Consider the following 22,185-nt stretch of genomic DNA (forward strand, 5'->3'; position numbering starts at 1 on the left):
CCTCCTTAAGCGCTCACATATTTGTATCTGCGTAGGCGTTTTTCATATAGTTTAAATCCGTATTCGACAAGGCTGCACAGAATAATATATACAAGGAAAATATCTATATAAGCTTCCACATAGTTATAACCTACGTTTGCTGCTACTTTTGCCTTTAATGTGATTTCCTGTAGAGACATTGCATAACCGAGTGATGTAGCTTTTATTAGATTTACGGTAGCTGTACAAATATTTGGCATTGCCACGACTAGCGCTTGAGGTATAATGATTCGGCGGTAGGCTTGGAAATTTGAGAGGCCAACTGATTGCGCTGCTTCTAGCTGTCCTTTGTTGACAGTACTTAAAGCTGATCTAAATACTTCAATTAATATGGCGGTTGTGCTGAAAGAAAAAACGATAAAAGCGTACCAAATAGGGTTGATATCGTAGACGTTTATATTGATGTTGTATCTTTCAAAGAAAAGAGAGAGTATTAAAGGTACGCTTGCATAAACGATAAATATTTGAATAATAATTGGCGTACCTCTTACGAAGGAAACGTATATCCTTGAGAACCAGTTTAATACGGGCACTTGATTGATGCGTGTTAAAGCCAATAAAAAGCCTAAAGGTAGTGCAATAAGCAAAGCTACAATCGTAACAAGAAGCGTAATTGGCACACCGGATAATGCAACAAAGAATGTGTCTATTAAAAATGTATAATTTAAACCTTCCGACATTATTTACACTCCTTAATTTGTGTTAATCGTATGCTTTCCTTTGCTAAATACTTTTTCAAGCTTTCCAAAGAATTTTTCGATAATTATAGATAAAACCCAGTAAACAATCGCAAGAGCGATGAAAATTTCTAAAGCATGCGTATTATAGTTTGCTGCAATGATTAAATTTGCTTTACCAACGATATCGATTAAGCCGATCGTATAAGCAAGAGACCCCTCCTGAAGTAATGCGATAAGACCATTTCCAAAGTTAGGCAATGCAACGACCAATGCCTGTGGAAAAATGATCCGTCTATACGCTTGAAAGGGACTTAAACCAACGCTAACAGCGGCTTCAAATTGCCCTTTTTCGATGGACTCATAGGCAGACCTAATAACCTCCGACATAATAGCTGCAAATTGTAGGGTGAAGGTAATGACTACAAATACTGCTGTATTTAAATCATGTAAATACAATCCGAAATTATCGGCTATGGCAGGCACACCGTAATACACTAAAAATAGTAGCACGATAGATGGAGTACATCTTAAAATGGTTGTATAGAAATTTGCTATTTTTTGAGCAATTTTACTCTTCCCAAGCTTCATCACAGCAAGGATCAAACCGAGAAAAGTCCCGAAAATAATGGACAATCCTGCAACCATAAAAGTTACTTTTAAAAATGGTAGCAATACTGGTAGTGAATTCCATATGTATGCTATATCAAAGTATTTTTCCATATTACGCATTATTCCCCCCATAAAATTTTGAAAGGCTGCCAGCGCATCCTACGCTAAACAGCCTCTATAGGAATCCTATCTTATCCCGCATCAACGGGCAGTATAACTCACACATCAAGGCATGGACTAAGCAACAAAGCATAAGTGGGAGATCAATTGCCCGTAAAAGCCCGAATGGTAAAACTAACAATAAGTGGGATGAAGAACTCCTCTGATTGAAGTTTCACTTTATCTTTCTACTTGATCTAATACTTCAAAAAGATCTCGACCATAGAATTCTGTGCTAAGTTCATTCGTTTTCTTTTCTTCTTGTAATTGTTTAATAGCCTTGTCATATGCATCAGCAAATTTTTGTTCTTTTTTGTTGAATAATGGCCACGTCTTAATAACAGCGAACTCATTGTAAACAACTTCATCTTTTAAGTTGTAATAAGGTCCAGTTTCATCTAAAACTTGTTTTTGGAATGGTCCTTCAATAATAACTCCACCGTCAACGCGACCTTCATTGACCCATTGAACTACGTCTACAGTAAACGCATCACCTGCGTCTAGTTTAACTGAGTTATCAGGGTTTGCTTTGTTGTATTCGTCAATTACTGTATATTGGGCATTATTTGCGGCAATAGGTGCTAAAGAGTATCCAGCGGATGCAAAATCCTCTAAAGTTTTAATACCTTCATTTTCTTTTTTTAATACTAGACCAGCACTACTTAACCCAAGAAACTCTTTAGGATAGATAAACTTCTCTGTGCGCTCCTCTGTAAAAAATGCATTTTTTACTCCAACCTGGAATTTACCTTGTTCTACTCCGATTAATAGATCATCACTTGTAGTACCTACATATTCAAATTCATATTCAGGAAGTAATTCGTCAACTAATTTCATAACCTCTACGTCGTATCCAGTAGCATTTCCTTTATCATCTAACCAAGAGATAGGTTTGGAAGCCATGTCGTATGCTACTTTTACCTTACGAACATCTCCACCTTCTGATGAAGTAGAAGCCTCTCCAGAATTACAAGCTGCTAAAATTGCAATGGAAGCAAATCCAACTACCGCCAATTTAAAATACTTATTCATATTCATTCTCCTTATCGTTTTACTAAGTTTTTATTTTTATCCCGCTTTTACGGGCAGTATGACTATCGTTTCAAGACATGGCAAAAGTAACAAAAAGGTAATGGTAGATCAACTGCCCGTAAAAGCCCGCCGTAGAACATAGACGAAAAGCGCGACGTCGTGTGGCTTCGTCTATGTGACTCGCATCCTGCGAGCCTCGAGCCAACAGGATGTTGGCCACTCAGGCATTGCCGCACGATGCGGCGTAATTTGCCTGAGTTCCGTTAACAATCAGCGTGGGACCACTGATTGAAGTTTCACTTTTACTTCTTCTAAAGCTGAAAGTGCCAGTTTTTTAATCGTCATATCATCCATAGGAGGATTATGGAGTCCTGCTCGGACATCGCGGTAATAACGTTGTAGTGGATTTGTTCTCTGCAAACTTTTGGCGCCAACTAAACGCATCGCCTTATCGACAATAGTGATAGCTGAATTAGTAACAATATGCTTCGCTACGCTTACTTCGTTGGATAGTAGTTCTTTTGTAGACTCATTGTCATAGGCAGAGGCAACTCCGTAAATGACTAATCTAGCCTTCGTAAGTTCTAAATCTATTTCTCCAATGAGCTGCTGAACATTTGGCAGCTGTGCTATAGGTCCATTCAGGCTATTCGGTGAATGTGTATTCGCAAAATGTACTGCGTAGTCTCTTGCTGCCTGAGCGATCCCGAGATAGGTCGCAGGTATATGTAGCAACCAACCATTTATCTTCCCGCCATTAGCGAATTCAGGGAGCTCTACCAAATACGACTCATGAACGATTACGTTATTTAGTACTAAGTCATTACTACTAGTTCCGCGCATGGATACAACATCCCAGGTTTCTTCAATGGAAAGACCTTCTGTATTACGAGGAATAAGGAAGAAACCGACTCTTTCTTTTTCCTCAATCCAAGCAGATGTTAAAAAATAGGAAAGTACTGGGGAAGCGGTCGTGTATATTTTACGTCCATTTAATACCCAAGAATCTCCGTTTTTTATGGCAGTAGTTCCAGGTCTACCCCCCCGTGTTGGACTTCCGGTTTGAGCTTCACTAACGGAACGATTTACGAGTGCACCATTTAATACTTCTGCTGCAAAAAAGTCTAGTTTCTCCTTCGTCCAAAGTTTGTTTTCGAATAGTTCACCAACAACACCTAAGCTCCAACCTACAGATAAAGCCGTATTGGCATCAAAGCTAGCAAGTGTTTCTTGTAAAAGAACCATATCGTAGACAGAAAATCCATTACCGCCATATGATTCGGGTAGAGTAAGGCTTGCATATCCAAGCTTGATCAAATCCTCCACGTTTTCTTTTGGAAAAATAGATTGCTCATCAATTTCAGCGGATTTACTTTTAAATTTATCTTCTAACTCATATAAACGTTTGATCCATAGTTGCTGTTTTTCCGTTTTGATGTACAGGTTATTCAAAGTTGTCGTCTCCTTTAATTTTTATTATTCATATTAGTTAAGTAGGTATTAAGGGAAATAAAAAACCCTTCCCAGAACGAAAAGAGTAAGTAGTTTTGTGCACTTATCTCTCAAGTTTCTTGCTGGAAGTAGCACCATACCATTGATTTGGCGGTTGCTGAAGCATCATCGGACCAGTCCCTAAGCTTCTCTTAATAAGTAGTATGGAGTTGTTGAAACAATCTTACTACTTCATCTAGATGAAGTCAATAGCAATTCCGATAAATTTAATCGGAATTGATAATAGATTTTATTTAAAGGGTTTTTGAAAGTTCATACAGGGTAATAAAAAAGAGAAGATAAAAATAGAGGAGGAGATAGCTTGGATAAGAAAGTAAATGGAAACAACAAAAATGAACAATTAGAAGAATTCCGTGTGGATGATCAAGGTCAAGCTATGACTACGAATCAGGGTCTAAAAATATCTGAGGATGAATTTTCTTTAAAAGCAGGAGAACGAGGACCCACTTTGATAGAAGATTTTCATTTCCGTGAAAAGATGACGCATTTTGATCATGAGCGAATTCCAGAACGTGTAGTGCATGCTAGAGGATATGCGGCTCATGGAGAGTTTGAGCTATACGAATCAGCGAGTGAATTTACAAAAGCGAAATTCTTACAAACACCTGGTACAAAGACTCCTGTATTTGTAAGATTTTCTACTGTGGCAGGATCACGTGGTTCTGGTGAGTTAGCGCGGGATGCTAGAGGATTTGCGACGAAGTTTTATACCGAAGAAGGGAATTATGATTTAGTAGGAAATAATATTCCGGTCTTTTTCATTCAAGATGCTATTAAATTCCCGGACCTGGTCCATGCCTTGAAACCAGAACCACACAATGAAATACCACAAGCAGCTACTGCTCATGATACGTTCTGGGATTTTGTTGCCAACAATCAGGAAACGGCGCATATGATAATGTGGGCTATGTCGGATCGTGCGATTCCACGTAGTTTCCGCATGATGGAAGGGTTCGGTGTAAATACATACCGATTCATAAACGAGGCAGGTAAATCCCATTTTGTGAAATTTCATTGGAAACCTTTACTGGGTACCCATTCGGTTGTATGGGATGAAGCACAAAAGCTAAATGGGAAAGATCCGGATTTCCATCGTCGTGACCTATATGATGCGATTGATAATGGTGACTATCCAGAGTATGAATTTGGGGTCCAACTAATTGCAGAGGAAGATGAATTTAAATTTGATTTTGATATTTTAGACCCAACTAAACTATGGCCCGAGGAAGAAATTCCGGTGAAAATTTTAGGGAAGATGACATTAAATCGTAACGTAGATAATGTATTTGCCGAAACAGAGCAAGTTGCATTTCATCCAGGAAGTGTTGTACCAGGAATAGATTTCTCAAATGATCCGCTACTTCAGGGGCGATTGTTCTCCTATACAGATACACAATTAATCCGTCTTGGTGGACCTAATTTTCATGAACTACCGATAAACAGACCTGTTTGCCCATTCCATAACAACCAACGTGATGGATATGGTAGGCAATCGATTAATGTAGGAAGAGTGAGCTACCATAAAAACTCTCTTGCTGGAAATACCCCAGCACCTGTTAGTGAAGCGGAAGGCGGGTATACGCATTATCAGGAAAAGATAGATGCTCGTAAAGTTCGAGCTCGAAGTGAGAGCTTTAAAGATCATTTCTCACAAGCTACGTTATTTTGGAATAGCATGAGTGATCCAGAAAAAGAACATATTATTAGTGCATTCAGCTTCGAGCTTGGTAAATGTAAAGAATTGACCGTTCGTCAACAAGTACTGGAAATGTTTGCACATGTAGATTTTGACTTAGCGAGTAAGGTAGCAGAAAATTTAGGACTAGTAGTGCAAGGCGTAAGTACTTCTAATAATACAAAATCTTCCCCAGCACTTAGTCAATTAAATACCATTATGAAAGCCCAAACACGTAAAATTGCTGTGTTAGTGGGAGAAGGGTTTGACGAGGATTTAGCTATGATTCTTGCAGACTTAAAAGCAGAAGGAACAATGCCGGAAATAGTGAGTGATCATCATGGATCAGTTACTGGAGCAGATGGGACGCTACTACCGGTAGACCATACATTCTTAACTGCTGATTCTGTATTGTTTGATGCAGTGTATGTAGCAAGCTCGCATGGTAAAACAGCTATGTTTGAAAAAGAGGCTTCATATTTCATCAAGGAAGCCTATGCACATTTCAAGCCGATCGGTGCTACATTTAGTGGAGAACAACTAGTCGATAATCTTCACTTTACTGGTCAAGCCGGCGTTCTCTGCAAAGAAACTGGAAAGAGCTTTGTGGATAGTTTCTTGAAAGCTATTGCTACGCATCGTTTCTGGAATCGAGTAGTATAAAATACTTTTAAATCGGGCATGTCCTATAGGGCATGCCTTTTTACATAGAATACGATATTAATATAATTATCTATTCCCGAGGAACACAAAAAAATATAGTGTATAACAAAAGTAACTATTCACTAATACTGGAAGGAAAGTTGTCTCAGGAAATAGAAAGAGTAATAAGGAAAGTCAAAGGAGGAAAATTTCATGCACTACGTAATAATCGGTGGGGATGCAGCAGGGATGAGTGCAGCAATGGAAATTGTACGTAACGATCCAGGTGCTCAAATTACAACGTTGGAAAAAGGGCATATCTATTCCTATGGGCAGTGTGGCTTACCCTATGTAGTTGGAAAGCATGTACCTTCTTCAACAGATGTCATAGCTCGAAGTGTTGAAATGTTCCGAAGTAAATATGGTATTGATGCAAAAACAGGATACGAAGTGACGAATGTCGATCCGATAAATAAAACAGTGTCAGGGAACATACTGCAAACGAGAGATAACTTCATATTAAATTATGATCGATTACTAATAGCAACAGGCGCTACCCCAGTAATTCCTGAATGGGATGGTAGTCATTTATTAGGGATTCATACGATTAAAACGATTCCAAATACAGAGGCGATTATTGCTGATTTAGAAAATGTTCAACAGGTTACTATTATTGGTGGAGGATATATCGGATTAGAAATGGCCGAAAACTTTGTGAGTATTGGGAAAAAGGTACGCATTATTCAAAGAGGCAATCAGCTTGCAGGCATATTTGATGGCGATGTAGCATGTTTAATACATGAACATGCAAAGGCTAATAGCGTGGAAGTATTATTAAATGAGGAAGTCCAATCATTAACGGGAGATACTCGAGTAAATAGGATAATAACAGATAAAGGAAGCTATCCTACTGACTTAGTATTGGTAGCTGTTGGGGTTAAACCGACAACTGAATTTCTAGAGGAAACTGGCATTCAAATGCATCCAAATGGAGCAATTGTAGTAAATAATCATTTAGAAACGAATGTGGAAAGTATTTATGCAGCAGGAGATTGTGCAACTCATTTTCATCGTATTAAACAACTGAATGATTATATCCCTTTAGGAACAACTGCAAATAAACAAGGTAGAATGGCAGGATTAAATATGATTGGTCGAATGACTGAGTTTAAAGGAATAGTTGGCACATCCATCATGAAATTTTTTGATTTGGCGCTTGGAAAAACTGGCTTGTCTGAGAAAGAAGCAGAGCAGCTTGGTATTTCATATGATGTGCACGTTCAGGAAGCTACGGACATCGCAGGTTATTATCCTGGAAAGGAAACGATGCATATAAAATTGATTTTTCGTAAGGAAGGTAAACAGCTATTAGGTGGTCAAATTATTGGAGGAAATGGTGTAGATAAAAGAATTGATGTATTAGCAACCGCCCTTCATCATCGAATGACCTTTTCTGAGTTATTGGATCTTGATCTTGCATATGCTCCTCCGTTTAATGGTGTTTGGGATCCGTTACAGCAAATGGCGAAGCGAAACAATACAAAAAAATAAAAAAGTAATGTTGACTATTTGAATTTTGTTGCATATACTAAGAAAAATAAAAGTAACAAGCGAAGAAAAGGACATGAATCATTTTAAATTTTCTTATCAGAGAATAGGGTCACCGACTGAAAGCCCTTAAAGAAAAGTGAATGATTTACCACCTTGGAGCAATTATGGTGAACACATATATGTAATTATCCATAATCGGGAAACCGTTATCTTGTATGAGCGCAAGCATCTTTTTGATGTTGCAAATTAGGGTGGAACCACGACCACACTCGTCCCTTTACCGGGATGAGTGTGGTCTTTTTGTATTTTAATATTCAAGCGAAGAAAAGGACATGGATCATTTTATATTTTCTTATCAGAGAATGGGGTCACCGACTGAAAGCCCCTAAAGAAAAACAAATGATTTACCACCTTGGAGCAATTATGGTGAACGCATTTATGTAATTATCCATAATCGGGAAACCGTTATCTTATATGAGCGCAACTGCTTTTTGTGTTGCAAATTAGGGTGGAACCACGACCACACTCGTCCCTTTACCAGGGATGGGTGTGGTTTTTTTATTGTTTTTTTTATCAAAAATAAGGAGGAGTTTATATGTCAGTGAAAGCAGAAGAAAGAGTAAGTCATCAAAATTTAGGGCAGCAATTAGAGCTATTTATGTCGATGGAGGAAGCACCAGGAATGCCGTTTTATCTACCAAAAGGGATGATATTGCGAAATATACTTGAAAATCTGTGGAGAGAGAAGCATCAACGAGCAGGCTACCAAGAGATTAAAACTCCCATTATGATGAAGCAGGAGCTTTGGGAAAAATCAGGACATTGGGATCACTATCATGAGAATATGTACTTTGCAGATGTAGATGATCAAAAATATGCGATTAAACCAATGAATTGCCCAGGAGCAGTATTAATTTTTAACAGTAAGCGAAGAAGCTACCGAGAGCTACCGATTAGATATGCAGAACTTGGATTAGTACATCGCCATGAGCTTTCTGGATCGTTGAATGGATTATTGCGTGTTAGGGCATTCACTCAGGATGATGCTCATCTATTTGTTTTGGAGGAGCAGGTTGAAAGTGAAATAGCTAAGGTGCTAGACCTTGTAGATGAATTTTACTCAGAATTTGGCTTTAGTTATAAGGTAGAGCTATCCACTCGACCAGAAAATTATATGGGTTCAGCTGAGGCTTGGGATCAAGCGGAGCATGCGCTTGAAACAGTTCTTCAGCATAAGCAGGTAGAATACCAGGTAAATGAGGGGGATGGGGCATTTTATGGTCCGAAAATTGATTTTCATATATTAGATGCCTTGGGGCGTAGCTGGCAATGTGGAACTGTTCAGCTCGACTTTCAAATGCCTGAGAAGTTTGGCTGCAGGTATATCGACGAAGACAATCAATTACAACAACCGATTATGATCCATCGAGCAATTTTCGGCTCCATTGAACGCTTTATAGCTATTCTTTTAGAGCATTTTCAAGGTAGTTTTCCACTGTGGTTATCGCCGATTCAAGTTAAAGTACTGCCAATTTCAGATGCACATAGCGAGTATGCAGAGAGTATAAAACAACAACTTGTGCAGAAGGGGTATCGAGTGGAGATAGACAATCGGGTAGAAAAAATTGGCTTGAAAATTCGGGAAGCAGCTATGCAAAAGCATCCTTATATGCTCATTATAGGTGATGAAGAAAAGGAAAATAATGCAGTTTCTGTTCGGAAACACAAAGTAGGTGTTTTAGGTGAAATGAGTATTTCGGAATTTATAGAGGGATTAAGCGTGGAAAAGAAAATATAAATACAAAATGCATCTCATTACAACAAGGATTTTCGGTAGTATATAACGAATGAAGCTATTACGGAGGTCGTTGAATGGGAAAGTGGATATTATTATTGGGAGGTCTCGCTATTCTATCTGGTAATGCCTGGGGAATCTATTCTATGTATCAGCCGAGAGTAGGACCTATTGGAAACGGAGAAATTGCGAACCATATTTGGGTCAGTATCTTTTTAAGTATTTTAGCAGGATTAATAGCTATTGCTCAATTTGTAGTTTTACTTCTTTATGATAATCATAAAAAGAGATTTCCAAGATTGGAAACAGAACGATTTTTATTGCGACCGATTGAAGCCAGTGACGCAAAGGAAGTATTTCATTATTTTTCACAAGATGAGGTCACAAAGTATTATGATTTGAATACGTTTAAGGACATAAAGGAAGCGAAAATGTTAATAGAAAATTGGCAAAAGCGATACCATAAAAAAGAGGGGTTTCGCTGGGGGATTGCTACAAAGGAAGACAATGAAATTATTGGTAGCTGTGGTTATCACAATTGGGAGAAGGAACATTTTAAAGCAGAGATTGGTTTTGAAGTGACTCCAGAGTTTTGGAAAAAAGGGGTTATGACAGAGGTTTTGCAGCCCGTTTTACGTTTCGGTTTCGAGACGATGGAGTTAAATCGAATTGAAGCACTCTTTGATCCTGAAAATATAGCATCACAAAAAACATTAGAAAAAGCAGACTTTGTATATGAAGGTACTTTGCGAAAAGCAGCGTTTGAAAAAGGACATTTTTGTGATGCGGCAATTTGCTCCTTATTAAAAGAAGAGTTTGTGCAGTAGTGCAAGCTCTTTTATATCACAGGATACATTTTGAGCATGGAGCGATAGGGGAGTGAATCATGAAGCAATCATTACCACAGGAGGTACATCAATTAATGCAAGCTTTTTTGCATTTATTGAATACATATTTCTCAAAGGATTTAATGGAAGGGGTCTATATTTATGGATCTACTGCATTAGGGGCTTTTGAACAGGGAAAGAGCGATATTGATTTTATTGTTTTATTGAAGCGAACAGTAAACAAACAAGAAATAGAAATTCTAAAAGATATTCATATTCAATTATCTAATGAAAACATCGGAGCACGTTTGGATGGAATGTATGTATTAAAAGATGATATTGGAAAAATAAATGATAGTTTAGCTCCTTATCCTTACTGCTCGGATGGGTGTCTAGAGGTTGGTCATTGGGATATTAATCATGTAACTTGGTGGGTTTTAAAGGAGTACGGAATTGTACTACAAGGAACACCAATTATAGAGCTAGATATTGCGACTAAGTGGGAAGATGTCTTCAATACATTAAAATATAATATAAATGAGTATTGGTACTGTAAAGCGAAAGAAGTAAAGATTTCAGTATCGGATGAAATGGTGGAATCCAGTACTGCTACTATTTGTAGGATTCTTTACTCCTTAGAGAATGGTCAAATTATTTCCAAGAAAAGAGCATTGGAAACAGGCTTGAAGACGTTGCCTGAACATTGGCATCTATTATTGAAAGAAGGATGGAGAATTCGTACGTCTGTGCATTCAAAATCATTGTTTGATACAGAATCCCTTCGTGCAGAAGCTTGTCGAGAATTCGTTTTATATGCACATGAATTATGTAAGGAAAGATATTTTTCGGAGGTATAAGGATGGAGTATAGACAATTAGTAGCTGAAGATGCGAGTGCATATTGGAAGTTAAGATTAGAAGCATTACAAAATAGCCCAGAAGCATTTGGCACGAGCTATGAAGAAGCAATTCAACGGGACAACCCAATTGAACGAGTAAAGGACAATTTAAAGGTAAAGGGAAATTATACGTTTGGGGCATTCGATCAGTATAAACTAATCGGAATGGTCACTCTTTTGCAGGAGAGTAGCTTGAAGATGATGCATCGAGCTAATATTTTCGCTATGTATGTAAGTCCAACTGGCAGAGGAAAAGGTATTGGTAAAGCTCTAATGGAATTGGCAATTGAACAAGCAAAAGTAAGCAGGGAAATTGAAAAGATAAACCTATCCGTAGTTTCAAGTAATGAGGCAGCAAAGAATCTGTATCTTCAATTAGGTTTTAAGGTATTTGGGACAGAAGAGATGGCATTGAAGGTAGGGAATACTTTTTACGAAGAACAGCATATGTCGTTAATCTTGAAATGAAAGTAAGGGGGAAGTGAAATAAATACTCACATCCATTGGCGGACACTTATGCATTAATAGCAAAGACAGGAGAATAATATGAAAGAATTAACAGAAGAAATAAGAACGTTTCGGGATGAGCGAGGTTGGGGAGGAAATCATGATGCACGTAGTCTTGCGATTTCAATTTCTTTAGAAGCAAGCGAATTATTAGAGCATTTTCAATGGCTTACTGCAGAGGATGCAATAAAAAAAGACAAGCAGGCAATTACTGATGAAGCAGCAGATGTATTCATTTATCTTTTACAATTTGCTGATGTTCTTGGGATTGACTTAAAGGAAGCTGCACAGCAAAAAATGAAGAAAAATGCATTGAAATATCCAGTGCATAAGGATTAACTTAAGGTAAGATACAGCTTTCGATAAGCGAATATCCGTGTGGTATACATGTTATTTTAGTGATAATGGAGCTTAAAGAAAAAACGTTGACCCATTCATCATCAGTCAACGTTTTTTCTATGCTTAAACCATTGAAAAAATGTCAGCAACACTAAAGCAGCAATTGCCCCGGATGTATCCAGCATGACATCTTGAAGAGAAGCCGTCCGACCGCTTGTAAAAGATTGACGAAATTCATCGGTAATAGCAAGAAGCATAGTGATCACAATCGTTGTAACCTTACGATACTTAAATCTAGGCAACGCAATATAAATGGCTAAAGCAATTATTCCAAAATAAATGAAATGTGTTCCTTTTCGTATTAAAAACTCCACAAAAGCATAGTATCCACGCTCCTCCACCGAAACGAGAATACCCCAGTATGGAATTTGAAAAAGACTTAAAAAAGATTCCAGTGGTTTGTTAGGGAGCCATGCTTTTAGGATATCCTGCATAGATTGCTGTTCAGCTGTCTGCCCTGATGCTAAAAATACAACAACCAGTAATAGTAAAAGAGGTATAAGTTTTTTCATATAATGACATTAGCATAAAAGTGAAGAACTTTCATGTGTGAAAATAATTGTCCGTATTATAACGAAATTTACCATTCTTGAAAGAAGACCCCCGTCTCCATGAGTAGGAGAGAGATGAATTTCGGTTGTCGTTAGCCGAAGTTGTTTCAATTTCGACTCTATCTTAACAAGAAAAAGAGGGGCAGCAAACTTACTTGAAGGAGGGCAAGCATTAATGCTTTAATGCCTGTAGATAATTGTAGCTTTAGTAAAAAGTTTGGTTGAGTTCAGGATATGTGTGGAGTTTCGAGGTAGCTTAATTTGAAATAATATCCAGGTTAAATATGAAGACCCAAGGGACACTCGTGGTCCTTGGGTCTTTGCTGTTATTTAATCGGTATCCAAATTTCGGAATAACAATTTGCGCTAGTCGGATCGTCATCGGAATACACTTCTAACTCTGGTGTTCCTGCAGGCTTATACGGATTGGATGGAAACCACTCGGAATATATCTGTTTCCATGTGTTCTGCATGGCATCTGGCATCGCGCCGTGTACCTCGAACACAACCCACTTGGATGCAGGGATTGTGATTGCTGATAAGTTTTCTGGTACTTCGCCTACATGATCTGTTGCAATCCAATAATCAATTAAGCTATTCTCTTGGTATGCTGCGTCTGCAACGCAAACACCAAGTACCCCTTTAATTCCTCCATTATTTAATTGGAACAGCAAATCATCTGTACCATCTGCATGTACATCATCCCAAAACAAAGGAATACCTTGTGTGTTTTCCCCATTCTTGCAGTTATACGTTCTTTTCACTCCAATAGCTTGAAAGCTTTCTTTTTCTACAATTTTGTACTTCATCGGCTCTACCCCCTTCAAATTTACCTGAATGATCAGGCGGTTATAGGAATTTATTTTCCCAATATTTTTTCTCGCTTCACTAGGCGTTATCCCGTGTTGTTTACGGAATGCTTTTGTGAAAGATTCAGGAGTGTCATAGCCGTATTTGTAGGAGACATCGATTACTTTATTGTCCGTATTCAGCAATTCTTGAGCAGCTAAAGTTAGTCGTCTTCTTCGAATATAGTCTCCGAGGGACATATCCGTTAAGATAGAAAAAGTACGCTGAAAATGAAAAACAGAAGAATTTGCTTCCTTTGCAATTTGTTCCATTGATAAATCCTCGAGTAAATGATCCTCCATATAGCTTATTGCTTGTTGAATCGACTCTACCCATCCCACTGGCTTCACTCCTTATATGTATCTTAATAGAAAGTCTGAAAGTCATCCTGTCATTTTGTGCGAACGTTGGACGGTTTAATACTTCGTAATTAGTTCGATAATTTCTTTAGGACGTACATCCAGTGATGACAGGTCTTTAATATTTAACCAAATCGGTTCATAGCCGCCTCTTTGGGAAGATGGATCGGTATATTCTTCACCAATTCCGGGTCCAAATTTCCCGCCTATTATATCTGCTAGAAAAAAGTGTTGAGTGCCACTTTGTTCAAGAATTTTAAAAGGTCGCTGGATTCTTACATGTACACCAATCTCTTCATATGTTTCACGAATCGCTGCTTGCTCTGGAGTCTCTCCTTTTTCTAATCCTCCACCCGGAAACACGTAATACGTCATGTGAGGTTTCGTTCGTTTGATGAGTGCTACTTGACCATTTTCAATAATAATAGTTGCTCCACGATCTCTCATTTTTTCTCACCATCCTATGGAAATAAAGGTATATTATATTATATAGTGAATGAAGACAAAGAAGATATAAAAAGGGGTGCTTAAATGGAAATTTTGAATATCCAAAAGCGATCTGATTTGTTTGAGGAATCAGTGAAAATATTTTGGGGGCAGTGGGGAAATGAAACAAACTATGATTTTTACAAAGACTGTATGAGACATTCAAGTATGGAAAAGGATGCTATACCAAGATTTTATATTGCTATAGAGGACAATGAAATTATTGGTACATATGCATTACTTAGAAATGACATTAATAGCAGACAAGATTTATTTCCTTGGTTAGGCTGCTTATATGTGAAACCGGAGCATAGGGGAAGGTCAATAGGTAAAATTCTTTTAGAGCACGGGTTGAACGTGACTGCACGACTAGGGTATGAAAAGCTATATTTATCTAGTGATTTAGAAGAATACTATGAAAACTATGGTTGGGTGAATTCAACAATTACGTACGGTCCCTTTGGTGGCTCTATTAAGGTTTATGAAAAAGAGACAGAGTTAAAGATTTAAACAACAGGAGGGGCTATCTAGATGATAGGTCCTCCTTTTGTTTATGATCAATTTATAATGAGTTTTAAAGGATATTTTCAATATTTGTCTAATAGTATGAGTAGAACATATTGAAAAAGGAGGGCTTGAGTGGAGAAGAGTGAACTTCTTGAAAAGCGAATAGAGCAATTAGAAGAACGGGTTCGATTTTTAGAAGAGCAAATACATACTAAACCAAATATTTCTCAACCCGAGCGACCTATCATACAGGATCAGCAACAAGTGAGACAGCCTGTTGAATGGGATATACTTATCTTTCAGAAAATATTGCCGCCCTTATTTATTGTCGTATTTATAATAGGAATAATTTGGGGATTCAAAGCGGTATCGGACTACGGTTTTCTACAGCCATTCGTAAAAGTAGTCATTGGTTTTGTTGTTGGTTTTGCATTAATTGCGTTGGGTATATGGCAAACTAAAAGAAGTCGAAAGAATTTAGGGCATATGCTTCTTGGTGGTTCTATTCCAATCCTAATGTTGACCACTTTTGCAATGCATCAGCTGTATAATATATCTGGACCAACAGTAGCTTTTATTTTCAATGGTCTTTGGATTTCATTGGGAGTATTTCTAACCTATAAGTACCGCTCACAAGGAATTGGGATTGTTGCTACAGTTGGAGGGGTATTTGTACCTTTTTTGATAAACAGTACTTCACCAAATATTCCGTTGTTTTCTTTTTACGAAACGGTTCTTTTTACAGTATTTCTATGGATTTCCCTAAAATATTCTTACAAGGCTTTATACTATGTTTCGATCATTTTCTTACAGGTAGCGATATTAGTTTTCTTTATTTTTGCAAGTGTACCTGACGTGTATAAATGGATCGCAATGCTTCCAATATTCGTACAACATTTTGCGTTATTGGTTAGTCTTTTGAAGACGAAGCAGGTGTTAAAGGAACAAGCGTATATGCTATTTTCAATTATGTTATTAACTGCTTTATGGGTTAGTGTAGTATTTACGGATAATGAAGCAACAGTTTTAATGATAATTATTACGTTCGTCTACGGGATTTGTTATTATGCATTTCAAAAGGATTCGATACGTGCTCCTATTTTTATAGCGGGTGGGTCCATTGCTGTGTTAAATATAATGCAGCTCCAAGTTGATAATTTACTGTTTGAAGGAATAATTGGATTGAGCTTTATATACTTATTCGTATATAAGAAATACAAGCATATGTTACACCTAATTCTTATGTGTATTAGTTATATCGTGGCTTTCTACTATGTGCTATCTTTTTCGATTATGAGCTGGGTATCGTGGGAAATGCTACACTGGACAGTATTTATAGTAGGTACAGTTTATGGGGTATATTTGCTAGCGAGTATTTTTATAGAGAAAACTCTTTTAAATATCGGAGTTCCATATGTTGCAGTTTTACTTTTATACTATTTGCATATGATTGCTGTCTTAGTTTCAGGGGACACCGGAAGCAATATGGAGCGAGTCATTACCAGTTCATTATGGATTATCGTGGCTATACTATATATGGTATTAAGTCGTTTTTCGTTGCCACAAGGTAAGTACGTCGGTGTTGGTATTCTGTTTGTGACGTTAGCGAAAGTCATATTGTTTGATATCTCATTTGTATCTGTAGCTATTAAGGCGTTATTATTTATAGTACTAGGAGTGGTTGGATTACTCGTGTCACGAGCTTATTATAAAAAGTAGTTATCGAGAGGGGATAAGAAAAAATGGCTAAATACGAAGCAAAGATGAAAGAAACAGACGCTAATGTAATTGAATTTATAGAGGCAGTTGATCATCCAAAGAAACGTGAAGACGCATACAAGTTATTAGAAATCTTTGAACAGACCTCCGGTTACGAAGCTAAAATGTGGGGACCGAGCATTATTGGTTTTGGGAATTATCATTATAAATACGCTTCAGGTCACGAAGGAGATGCTCCTTTAGTAGGCTTCTCGCCAAGAAAGGCAAAGATTAGTTTATATATTACGACTGGGGACACGGCGCGAGAAGAAGCGCTCAAACGCTTCGGAAAATATACAGCAGGAAAATCATGTGTATATATAAACAAAGTGGATGATGTAGATGTGGATGTTTTAAAGGAAATGATTACAAAATCTATTGCATTTCTGCAAGAATTATATCCAAACCAGTAGTAGGTTAATGGAAGTTAATGTATTTATTTTGCTAGTTTATCGGGCTTTCGTGTATAATGTTACAGTATAAAATTTAGCTTAGCGAAAGAGAGTGGGACTTATGGGTCGTAAGTGGAATAATATTAAAGAAAAGAAAGCTTCCAAAGACGCTAATACTAGCCGCATTTATGCGAAATTTGGTCGTGAAATATATGTTGCTGCAAGACAAGGTGAGCCTGATCCTACTTCTAACCAAGCATTAAAAGTAGTACTAGAACGTGCAAAAACATACAGTGTGCCTAAGCATATTATTGATAAAGCGATTGAAAAAGCAAAAGGTGGATCAGAAGAAAGCTTCGATGAGCTTCGTTATGAAGGTTTCGGACCAAGCGGTTCTATGGTAATCGTTGATGCACTTACAAATAACGTTAACCGTACTGCATCTGATGTACGTGCTGCATTTGGCAAAAATGGCGGTAATATGGGTGTTAGTGGTTCAGTTGCTTATATGTTTGATGCAACTGCAGTTATTGGGTTAGAAGGAAAAACTGCTGATGACGTATTAGAAATCTTAATGGAAGCAGACGTTGACGCACGGGATATTTTAGAAGAGGAAGATGCAGTTATCGTCTATGCAGAGCCGGATCAATTCCATGCTGTACAGGAAGCATTAAGAGCTGCAGGTGTAACTGACTTCACAGTAGCGGAACTAACAATGCTTGCTCAAAACGATATTGCATTAGATGCAGACGCTCAAGCACAATTCGAGAAAATGATCGATGCTATTGAAGATTTAGAAGATGTTCAACAAGTTTACCACAATGTAGATTTGGGAGAATAATAGAAGATTAGGCTGTTTCAAAGTGTTTTTCTGCTTTGGAGCAGCCTTTTTGTTTATTACTTAAATAGGGGAACTGAAAGGGAGATGAAACGTCAACTTCTTCAAGGAGGTTATTGCTTGAATAGTAAAAATACTTTTCGTTTTGGTGTTGTCTTTATATTATCTATATCTATTTTATTTCCAATTAAGTCATTAGCAGATTGGGCATATGCATTTGTTGTATGGGATGACTACGTATATGTTATTACCGATGAACAAGTAAGTGAGGTTGATAAAAAAATCGGACATGTGACGAAGTCTTCGGATAGAGAAGGAACCTATTCTGGTAATTTCTCAAATGCCTATCCGAAGGGAACTAAGTATTATTCCATCCAAGGGATAAGCACGGATGAAGCCATTGCTGTACAGAAGGACAATGGAACATTTATTAAAGCGGTGATAGATGGGGAGTACGCTGGTAACAAATATGGTATAAGCAATCTGATTTCTCTAATTTTCATTGGCGCAATTTTACTAGTTATTATTTCAATTGTAAGAACTAATTATTATGGGAAAAGGAGAGAGGGATGAAAAGAAAACTAAAGATAATTCTTCTTGTAGTAGGCGTACCGATTACTTTGAGTGTAGTTCTACTAGGAATCTTAGTGTATACATTTTTCATAAGTATGGAAAGTCTTCCAAAAGGAGAATTTCTTACGGAGGAATCATCACCAGATGGTAAATATACGTTAAAAGCTTATGTTACAAATGGGGGAGCCACGACTTCCTATGCTATTCGTGGTGAGCTTGTTTTTAATGAAAAAAATGAAGAAACCAAAAATATATACTGGAATTACAGAGAAGAAGTTGCAGAAATTTCTTGGGTGGATAATGATACTGTAATTATCAATAATCGTACTTTAAATGTTCCCAAGGAAAAATATGATTTTAGATTTCATTAGCGGAGGGATCTGATGAAAAAAGTAATTTGTCTACTCATGATGCTGGCCATCTTAATGTTAGTGGGCTGTACTAAAAATGAAACAGTAGAAAAACTGACAAGAGTGGATGTTTTTCATGTAACTGTAGACGGTAATTATGCAGATGAAATAATTATTGCTGATGTGAACAAAATCGATGAATTAACCCAAGTATTCAATCGGATTGAATGGGAAAGAAATGTTAAAGCAGAAATGTCGAGAAGAGAGAATGTAAAAGCAGTTCTTTTTTTAGAGGATGACGTAAATATGCCTGAGCGTTTAGTGGAATACTTTGTTTGGTTTGAAAGCAACGGTACCTCTACGATTATTGAAGGCGATTCTTATGGGAGGTTAGACAAAGAGGGAACAAGTATATTAAAAGATGTCTTTGAATTTGAAGACAAATAAACAGCCTTTCCAGTTTCGATGGAAAGGCTGTTTTTTAAGTTAATTATGAAGGTATATACTTTTTAGTCAGCGTCTGTCTAGCTCCGACGCCTAGCCCCTCGAGTCGCTTCAGAATTTCAGCAAAGGCAAAAAACGCCTTAACGGAAATCCTTCCAGCGCTTGTCGGGGCTGACATAGGCGCCTCCGCTTTTAAAGTTATGCTGCTGATTTCTTTCTACGATAGTTCCATTGTTGAAATTGGAATCGCATGAAACAACCGATACAAAACCCTGCGATGGCGATAGATGCAGCAAGGCCTACCATAATTGTTGCGATATTAAATAATAATGACCAGCCTAGTAAAAAACTGATACTGGCTACCAACAAAAAGCCCACTGCAAGCCATTGATTGAATCTAAGCTGCCCATAGTCTTCTTGTGTATATTGATTGGCAGGTTTAGATAAAAATCGTTTTGCCACAGCTAGTATTGGATGAAACCCTGTTAATAAACTTGATAAATTTGCAACTAACGGAATAAGTAATACCCACGCTGATTGAGTTAGAAGTGCAATGATTACAAATAGAACAATCGTCCATTGATTGACCATTACGAGAGGTTTCGGAATTGTTTCCATTTTAAAACCTACTTTTCTTATTGGATTTACTTCATTATATGGTGATAGCCAAAAAAAGTAAATAGAAGTATATATACTGACATATTTCCTGGGAAATTGGCAAAGTATGATTGAAAACGACAGTCCACATAAGATACACAATAAAAGCAGCCCCTAATTAGGAGCTGCCTTCTAAATTATTTCTTTTTTAATTCATTTATTTTCTTAGTTAATTGATTAAATTGTATATCTAGCATGCTATATTTAGGGTCATTATTCTTTAAAAAACTAAGTTCTCCTAGTACTGCCTGTCGCTCTGTTTCTAATGTTAAGAGTTCTTTTTCGAGTAGTGATTCATTGTTTTTATGCATCCATTCGTTATAGTTCATCTCCAGCTTTCGAATTGATTTATTTTCAAAAACAAGCAATTTATTCGTTAGCTTTTCTAAGAAATATCGATCATGTGTTACGAGTAAAATGGTCCCGGGATAAGTGGAAAGTGTCTTTTCTAATTGCTCACGAGAAGGAAGATCTAAGTGGTTCGTCGGTTCATCTAAAAGTAAAACATCCTTTTGGTCGAGCATGAACTCCATTAGTTTCAGCTTCACTCGTTCTCCCATGCTCATTGTAGATATAGGACGGGACCAGTGTTCTTTGGAAAAACCTAAGTTCGTCATGAGTGTTTGGATAAGCCCTCTTACCTCAAAGTCAGGCGGTCCAAAAAATTCAAATGGTGTTTGTTCTTCGGGTAAGTCAAAAACAGTTTGACGTAAATAGCCAATATTCATGGATTCAGATTTCCAAAGGTCTCCCTGAAAGCTTTCTTCTCCTAATAGCATACGGAAAAATGTCGATTTTCCGCTACCATTTGAACCTAATAACCCTACACGTTCCTGCGCCTGTATGGTGAAAGATGTGTTCAGAAAGAGTGTTCTTTTTTCAAAGTCTTTCCTCAAATTCTTTGCTTCTATGACACGTTTCCCTTTTTTCTTGTTTCCATCAATGGAAAACAACACTTCTTTTTCTTCATCCGGCTTATCAACGGTGTTCTTGGTAAGTTCCAGTTCTAGTCGTTTCTTTTTGGAGCGAATCTGGATATCCATTTTTTTCGCTTTAACACGATAATATTCCTTGTTAAATTCATGCTTGGTGGATTCTGCATGTGCTTTGGATGACCAGTTTTTTAGCTCAGAAATTTGTTTCTCCACCTGCTGTATTTTAGACTGTTGGGCATCATATTGCCTTTGCTGTGTCAGGAGTTTCTCTGCTTTTTTATCTCTATAAGTTGAATAATTTCCTGCGTAAACTGTCAGTCTTTTATTTTCAACTTCCCAGATATAATCGGCTACTTCATCTAAGAAATAACGATCATGTGAAACTAAAATGATTGTGCCATTGTAGGAGCAAATTTGTTTTTTTAAATAAGATAAGCTATCTTGATCTAAATGATTAGTAGGTTCATCTAGCAATAATACTTGCGAGTTCTCTGCAAAAACACGAGACAACCTTCTTTTCATCTTTTCCCCGCCACTCAGTTGAGCATATTCTCTTCCCTCTGGAACACTCCATTTACTGAAGTAGGCTAATTCATCATGTTCGTATTCTATTTGACTAAAGTGTTCATCTTCCTGCTGAAAGTAGCTTATAGAAGGGGAATTCCCAATCCATTCCACCTTGCCGCTAGCAGGAAGTATTTCATTAGAAAGAACGGAAAGCAAGGACGATTTACCTTGACCGTTTCCACCAACAATTCCAATCACGACATCTGATGGAATATCTCCTTTTACGTTCTGTAATACCTCATCATCACCAAATGTAATGCTTATATCCATTAGTTTTCCTAATAATGTCATACAAACAACTCCTCTTTGGAGGGATAAAAAAATCCCTCCGAATAATACGGAAGGATGTTGCTGACCATGAAGCATATACGAAAAAACGCTACACAATCATTACAGTGTAGAGAATATCATTCGTATTATTTTGAATAATGGGCAGACTAATCCTATTTCCGTTTGCGTATAAAATATTTTGTTCTGCAGGAAGCAGTAAATATTATGCAAGAAATAAGATTAAATAATCATAGTCCACCCATCGTCCCTTCAAATTTGTTAATAGAATTATAACATATTTTTTATATAACTGTCTTTAATAAT

Annotated in this window: 23 protein-coding genes and 1 riboswitch; of the genes, 14 read left to right on the forward strand and 9 right to left on the reverse strand. The window is 37.3% G+C overall.

Features of this window, described 5'->3' with window-relative positions; all coding sequences use genetic code 11:
- Positions 1-5: 5 nt before the first annotated feature.
- From MKY37_RS12190 to MKY37_RS12205, 4 genes are all read right to left on the reverse strand, one after another.
- A complete protein-coding gene (locus MKY37_RS12190) occupies positions 6-719 on the reverse strand; it encodes an amino acid ABC transporter permease (RefSeq protein WP_340777411.1) in 714 nt (237 codons plus the stop codon).
- 12 nt (positions 720-731) lie between these two features.
- Positions 732-1,448: an amino acid ABC transporter permease gene (locus MKY37_RS12195; RefSeq protein ID WP_340777413.1), complete on the reverse strand. Its 717-nt coding sequence runs from the start codon at positions 1,446-1,448 to the stop codon at positions 732-734.
- A gap of 219 nt (positions 1,449-1,667) precedes the next feature.
- Positions 1,668-2,519 carry a transporter substrate-binding domain-containing protein gene (locus tag MKY37_RS12200; protein WP_340777415.1) on the reverse strand — a complete coding sequence of 284 codons (852 nt, stop codon included), beginning with the start codon at positions 2,517-2,519 and terminating at the stop codon, positions 1,668-1,670.
- 270 nt (positions 2,520-2,789) lie between these two features.
- On the reverse strand, positions 2,790-3,971 hold the full coding sequence (locus tag MKY37_RS12205; protein ID WP_340777417.1) for an acyl-CoA dehydrogenase family protein: 1,182 nt from the start codon (positions 3,969-3,971) through the stop codon (positions 2,790-2,792).
- A 100-nt stretch (positions 3,972-4,071) separates the two neighbouring features.
- A riboswitch (SAM riboswitch) is annotated at positions 4,072-4,172 on the reverse strand.
- Positions 4,173-4,332: 160 nt separating this feature from the next.
- On the opposite strand from MKY37_RS12205, the gene MKY37_RS12210 reads away from it, so the two are divergent.
- The 7 genes from MKY37_RS12210 to MKY37_RS12240 all read left to right on the forward strand — a co-directional run bounded on the left by MKY37_RS12210 (position 4,333) and on the right by MKY37_RS12240 (position 12,265).
- Positions 4,333-6,369, forward strand: a complete 2,037-nt coding sequence (locus MKY37_RS12210; RefSeq protein ID WP_340777419.1) for a catalase — start codon at positions 4,333-4,335, stop codon at positions 6,367-6,369.
- A 192-nt stretch (positions 6,370-6,561) separates the two neighbouring features.
- Positions 6,562-7,899: an FAD-dependent oxidoreductase gene (locus tag MKY37_RS12215; protein ID WP_340777423.1), complete on the forward strand. Its 1,338-nt coding sequence runs from the start codon at positions 6,562-6,564 to the stop codon at positions 7,897-7,899.
- 595 nt (positions 7,900-8,494) lie between these two features.
- Positions 8,495-9,697: a threonine--tRNA ligase gene (gene thrS / locus MKY37_RS12220; RefSeq protein WP_340777425.1), complete on the forward strand. Its 1,203-nt coding sequence runs from the start codon at positions 8,495-8,497 to the stop codon at positions 9,695-9,697.
- Positions 9,698-9,771: 74 nt separating this feature from the next.
- Positions 9,772-10,521 carry a GNAT family N-acetyltransferase gene (locus MKY37_RS12225; RefSeq protein ID WP_340777428.1) on the forward strand — a complete coding sequence of 250 codons (750 nt, stop codon included), beginning with the start codon at positions 9,772-9,774 and terminating at the stop codon, positions 10,519-10,521.
- A gap of 59 nt (positions 10,522-10,580) precedes the next feature.
- Positions 10,581-11,378: an aminoglycoside adenylyltransferase domain-containing protein gene (locus MKY37_RS12230; RefSeq protein ID WP_340777431.1), complete on the forward strand. Its 798-nt coding sequence runs from the start codon at positions 10,581-10,583 to the stop codon at positions 11,376-11,378.
- 2 nt (positions 11,379-11,380) lie between these two features.
- Positions 11,381-11,887, forward strand: a complete 507-nt coding sequence (locus MKY37_RS12235) for a GNAT family N-acetyltransferase (protein WP_340777434.1) — start codon at positions 11,381-11,383, stop codon at positions 11,885-11,887.
- Between the two features lie 78 nt (positions 11,888-11,965).
- Positions 11,966-12,265: a nucleotide pyrophosphohydrolase gene (locus MKY37_RS12240; protein ID WP_340777438.1), complete on the forward strand. Its 300-nt coding sequence runs from the start codon at positions 11,966-11,968 to the stop codon at positions 12,263-12,265.
- A gap of 101 nt (positions 12,266-12,366) precedes the next feature.
- Here MKY37_RS12240 and MKY37_RS12245 read toward each other — a convergent pair whose 3' ends face one another.
- The 3 genes from MKY37_RS12245 to MKY37_RS12255 all read right to left on the reverse strand — a co-directional run bounded on the left by MKY37_RS12245 (position 12,367) and on the right by MKY37_RS12255 (position 14,531).
- Positions 12,367-12,837 carry a VanZ family protein gene (locus MKY37_RS12245; RefSeq protein ID WP_340777440.1) on the reverse strand — a complete coding sequence of 157 codons (471 nt, stop codon included), beginning with the start codon at positions 12,835-12,837 and terminating at the stop codon, positions 12,367-12,369.
- Between the two features lie 365 nt (positions 12,838-13,202).
- The gene (locus tag MKY37_RS12250; protein ID WP_340777443.1) at positions 13,203-14,066 is read right to left on the reverse strand and encodes an AraC family transcriptional regulator; all 864 of its coding nucleotides are present in this window, start codon (positions 14,064-14,066) and stop codon (positions 13,203-13,205) included.
- A gap of 75 nt (positions 14,067-14,141) precedes the next feature.
- The gene (locus MKY37_RS12255; protein ID WP_340777446.1) at positions 14,142-14,531 is read right to left on the reverse strand and encodes an NUDIX hydrolase; all 390 of its coding nucleotides are present in this window, start codon (positions 14,529-14,531) and stop codon (positions 14,142-14,144) included.
- A gap of 84 nt (positions 14,532-14,615) precedes the next feature.
- On the opposite strand from MKY37_RS12255, the gene MKY37_RS12260 reads away from it, so the two are divergent.
- The 7 genes from MKY37_RS12260 (at position 14,616) to MKY37_RS12290 (ending at position 19,435) form a co-directional block, all read left to right on the forward strand.
- Complete coding sequence (locus tag MKY37_RS12260) at positions 14,616-15,080, forward strand: GNAT family N-acetyltransferase (RefSeq protein ID WP_340777448.1); 465 nt, start codon at positions 14,616-14,618, stop codon at positions 15,078-15,080.
- Between the two features lie 129 nt (positions 15,081-15,209).
- On the forward strand, positions 15,210-16,796 hold the full coding sequence (locus MKY37_RS12265) for a DUF2339 domain-containing protein (protein WP_340777450.1): 1,587 nt from the start codon (positions 15,210-15,212) through the stop codon (positions 16,794-16,796).
- A 23-nt stretch (positions 16,797-16,819) separates the two neighbouring features.
- Positions 16,820-17,248, forward strand: coding sequence for a DUF1801 domain-containing protein (locus MKY37_RS12270; RefSeq protein ID WP_340777452.1), 429 nt, complete (start codon positions 16,820-16,822; stop codon positions 17,246-17,248).
- Positions 17,249-17,348: 100 nt separating this feature from the next.
- Positions 17,349-18,068, forward strand: coding sequence for a YebC/PmpR family DNA-binding transcriptional regulator (locus MKY37_RS12275; RefSeq protein WP_340777454.1), 720 nt, complete (start codon positions 17,349-17,351; stop codon positions 18,066-18,068).
- A 117-nt stretch (positions 18,069-18,185) separates the two neighbouring features.
- A complete protein-coding gene (locus tag MKY37_RS12280; protein ID WP_340777458.1) occupies positions 18,186-18,638 on the forward strand; it encodes a hypothetical protein in 453 nt (150 codons plus the stop codon).
- Positions 18,635-19,009: a DUF5412 domain-containing protein gene (locus tag MKY37_RS12285; RefSeq protein WP_340777460.1), complete on the forward strand. Its 375-nt coding sequence runs from the start codon at positions 18,635-18,637 to the stop codon at positions 19,007-19,009. Before MKY37_RS12280 ends, MKY37_RS12285 begins: the two co-directional genes overlap by 4 nt.
- Before the next feature lie 12 nt (positions 19,010-19,021).
- The gene (locus MKY37_RS12290) at positions 19,022-19,435 is read left to right on the forward strand and encodes a hypothetical protein (RefSeq protein WP_340777462.1); all 414 of its coding nucleotides are present in this window, start codon (positions 19,022-19,024) and stop codon (positions 19,433-19,435) included.
- Positions 19,436-19,630: 195 nt separating this feature from the next.
- On the opposite strand, the gene MKY37_RS12295 is transcribed toward MKY37_RS12290, so the two are convergent.
- Positions 19,631-20,050 (reverse strand): DUF4395 domain-containing protein, encoded by a 420-nt coding sequence (locus tag MKY37_RS12295; protein WP_340777464.1) that lies wholly within the window; start codon positions 20,048-20,050, stop codon positions 19,631-19,633.
- 176 nt (positions 20,051-20,226) lie between these two features.
- Positions 20,227-21,882 carry a ribosomal protection-like ABC-F family protein gene (gene abc-f, locus MKY37_RS12300; RefSeq protein ID WP_340777467.1) on the reverse strand — a complete coding sequence of 552 codons (1,656 nt, stop codon included), beginning with the start codon at positions 21,880-21,882 and terminating at the stop codon, positions 20,227-20,229.
- Between the last annotated feature and the right edge of the window lie 303 nt (positions 21,883-22,185).

The sequence above is a fragment of the Psychrobacillus sp. FSL K6-2836 genome, from assembly GCF_038003085.1.
Classification (GTDB): Bacteria; Bacillota; Bacilli; order Bacillales_A; family Planococcaceae; genus Psychrobacillus.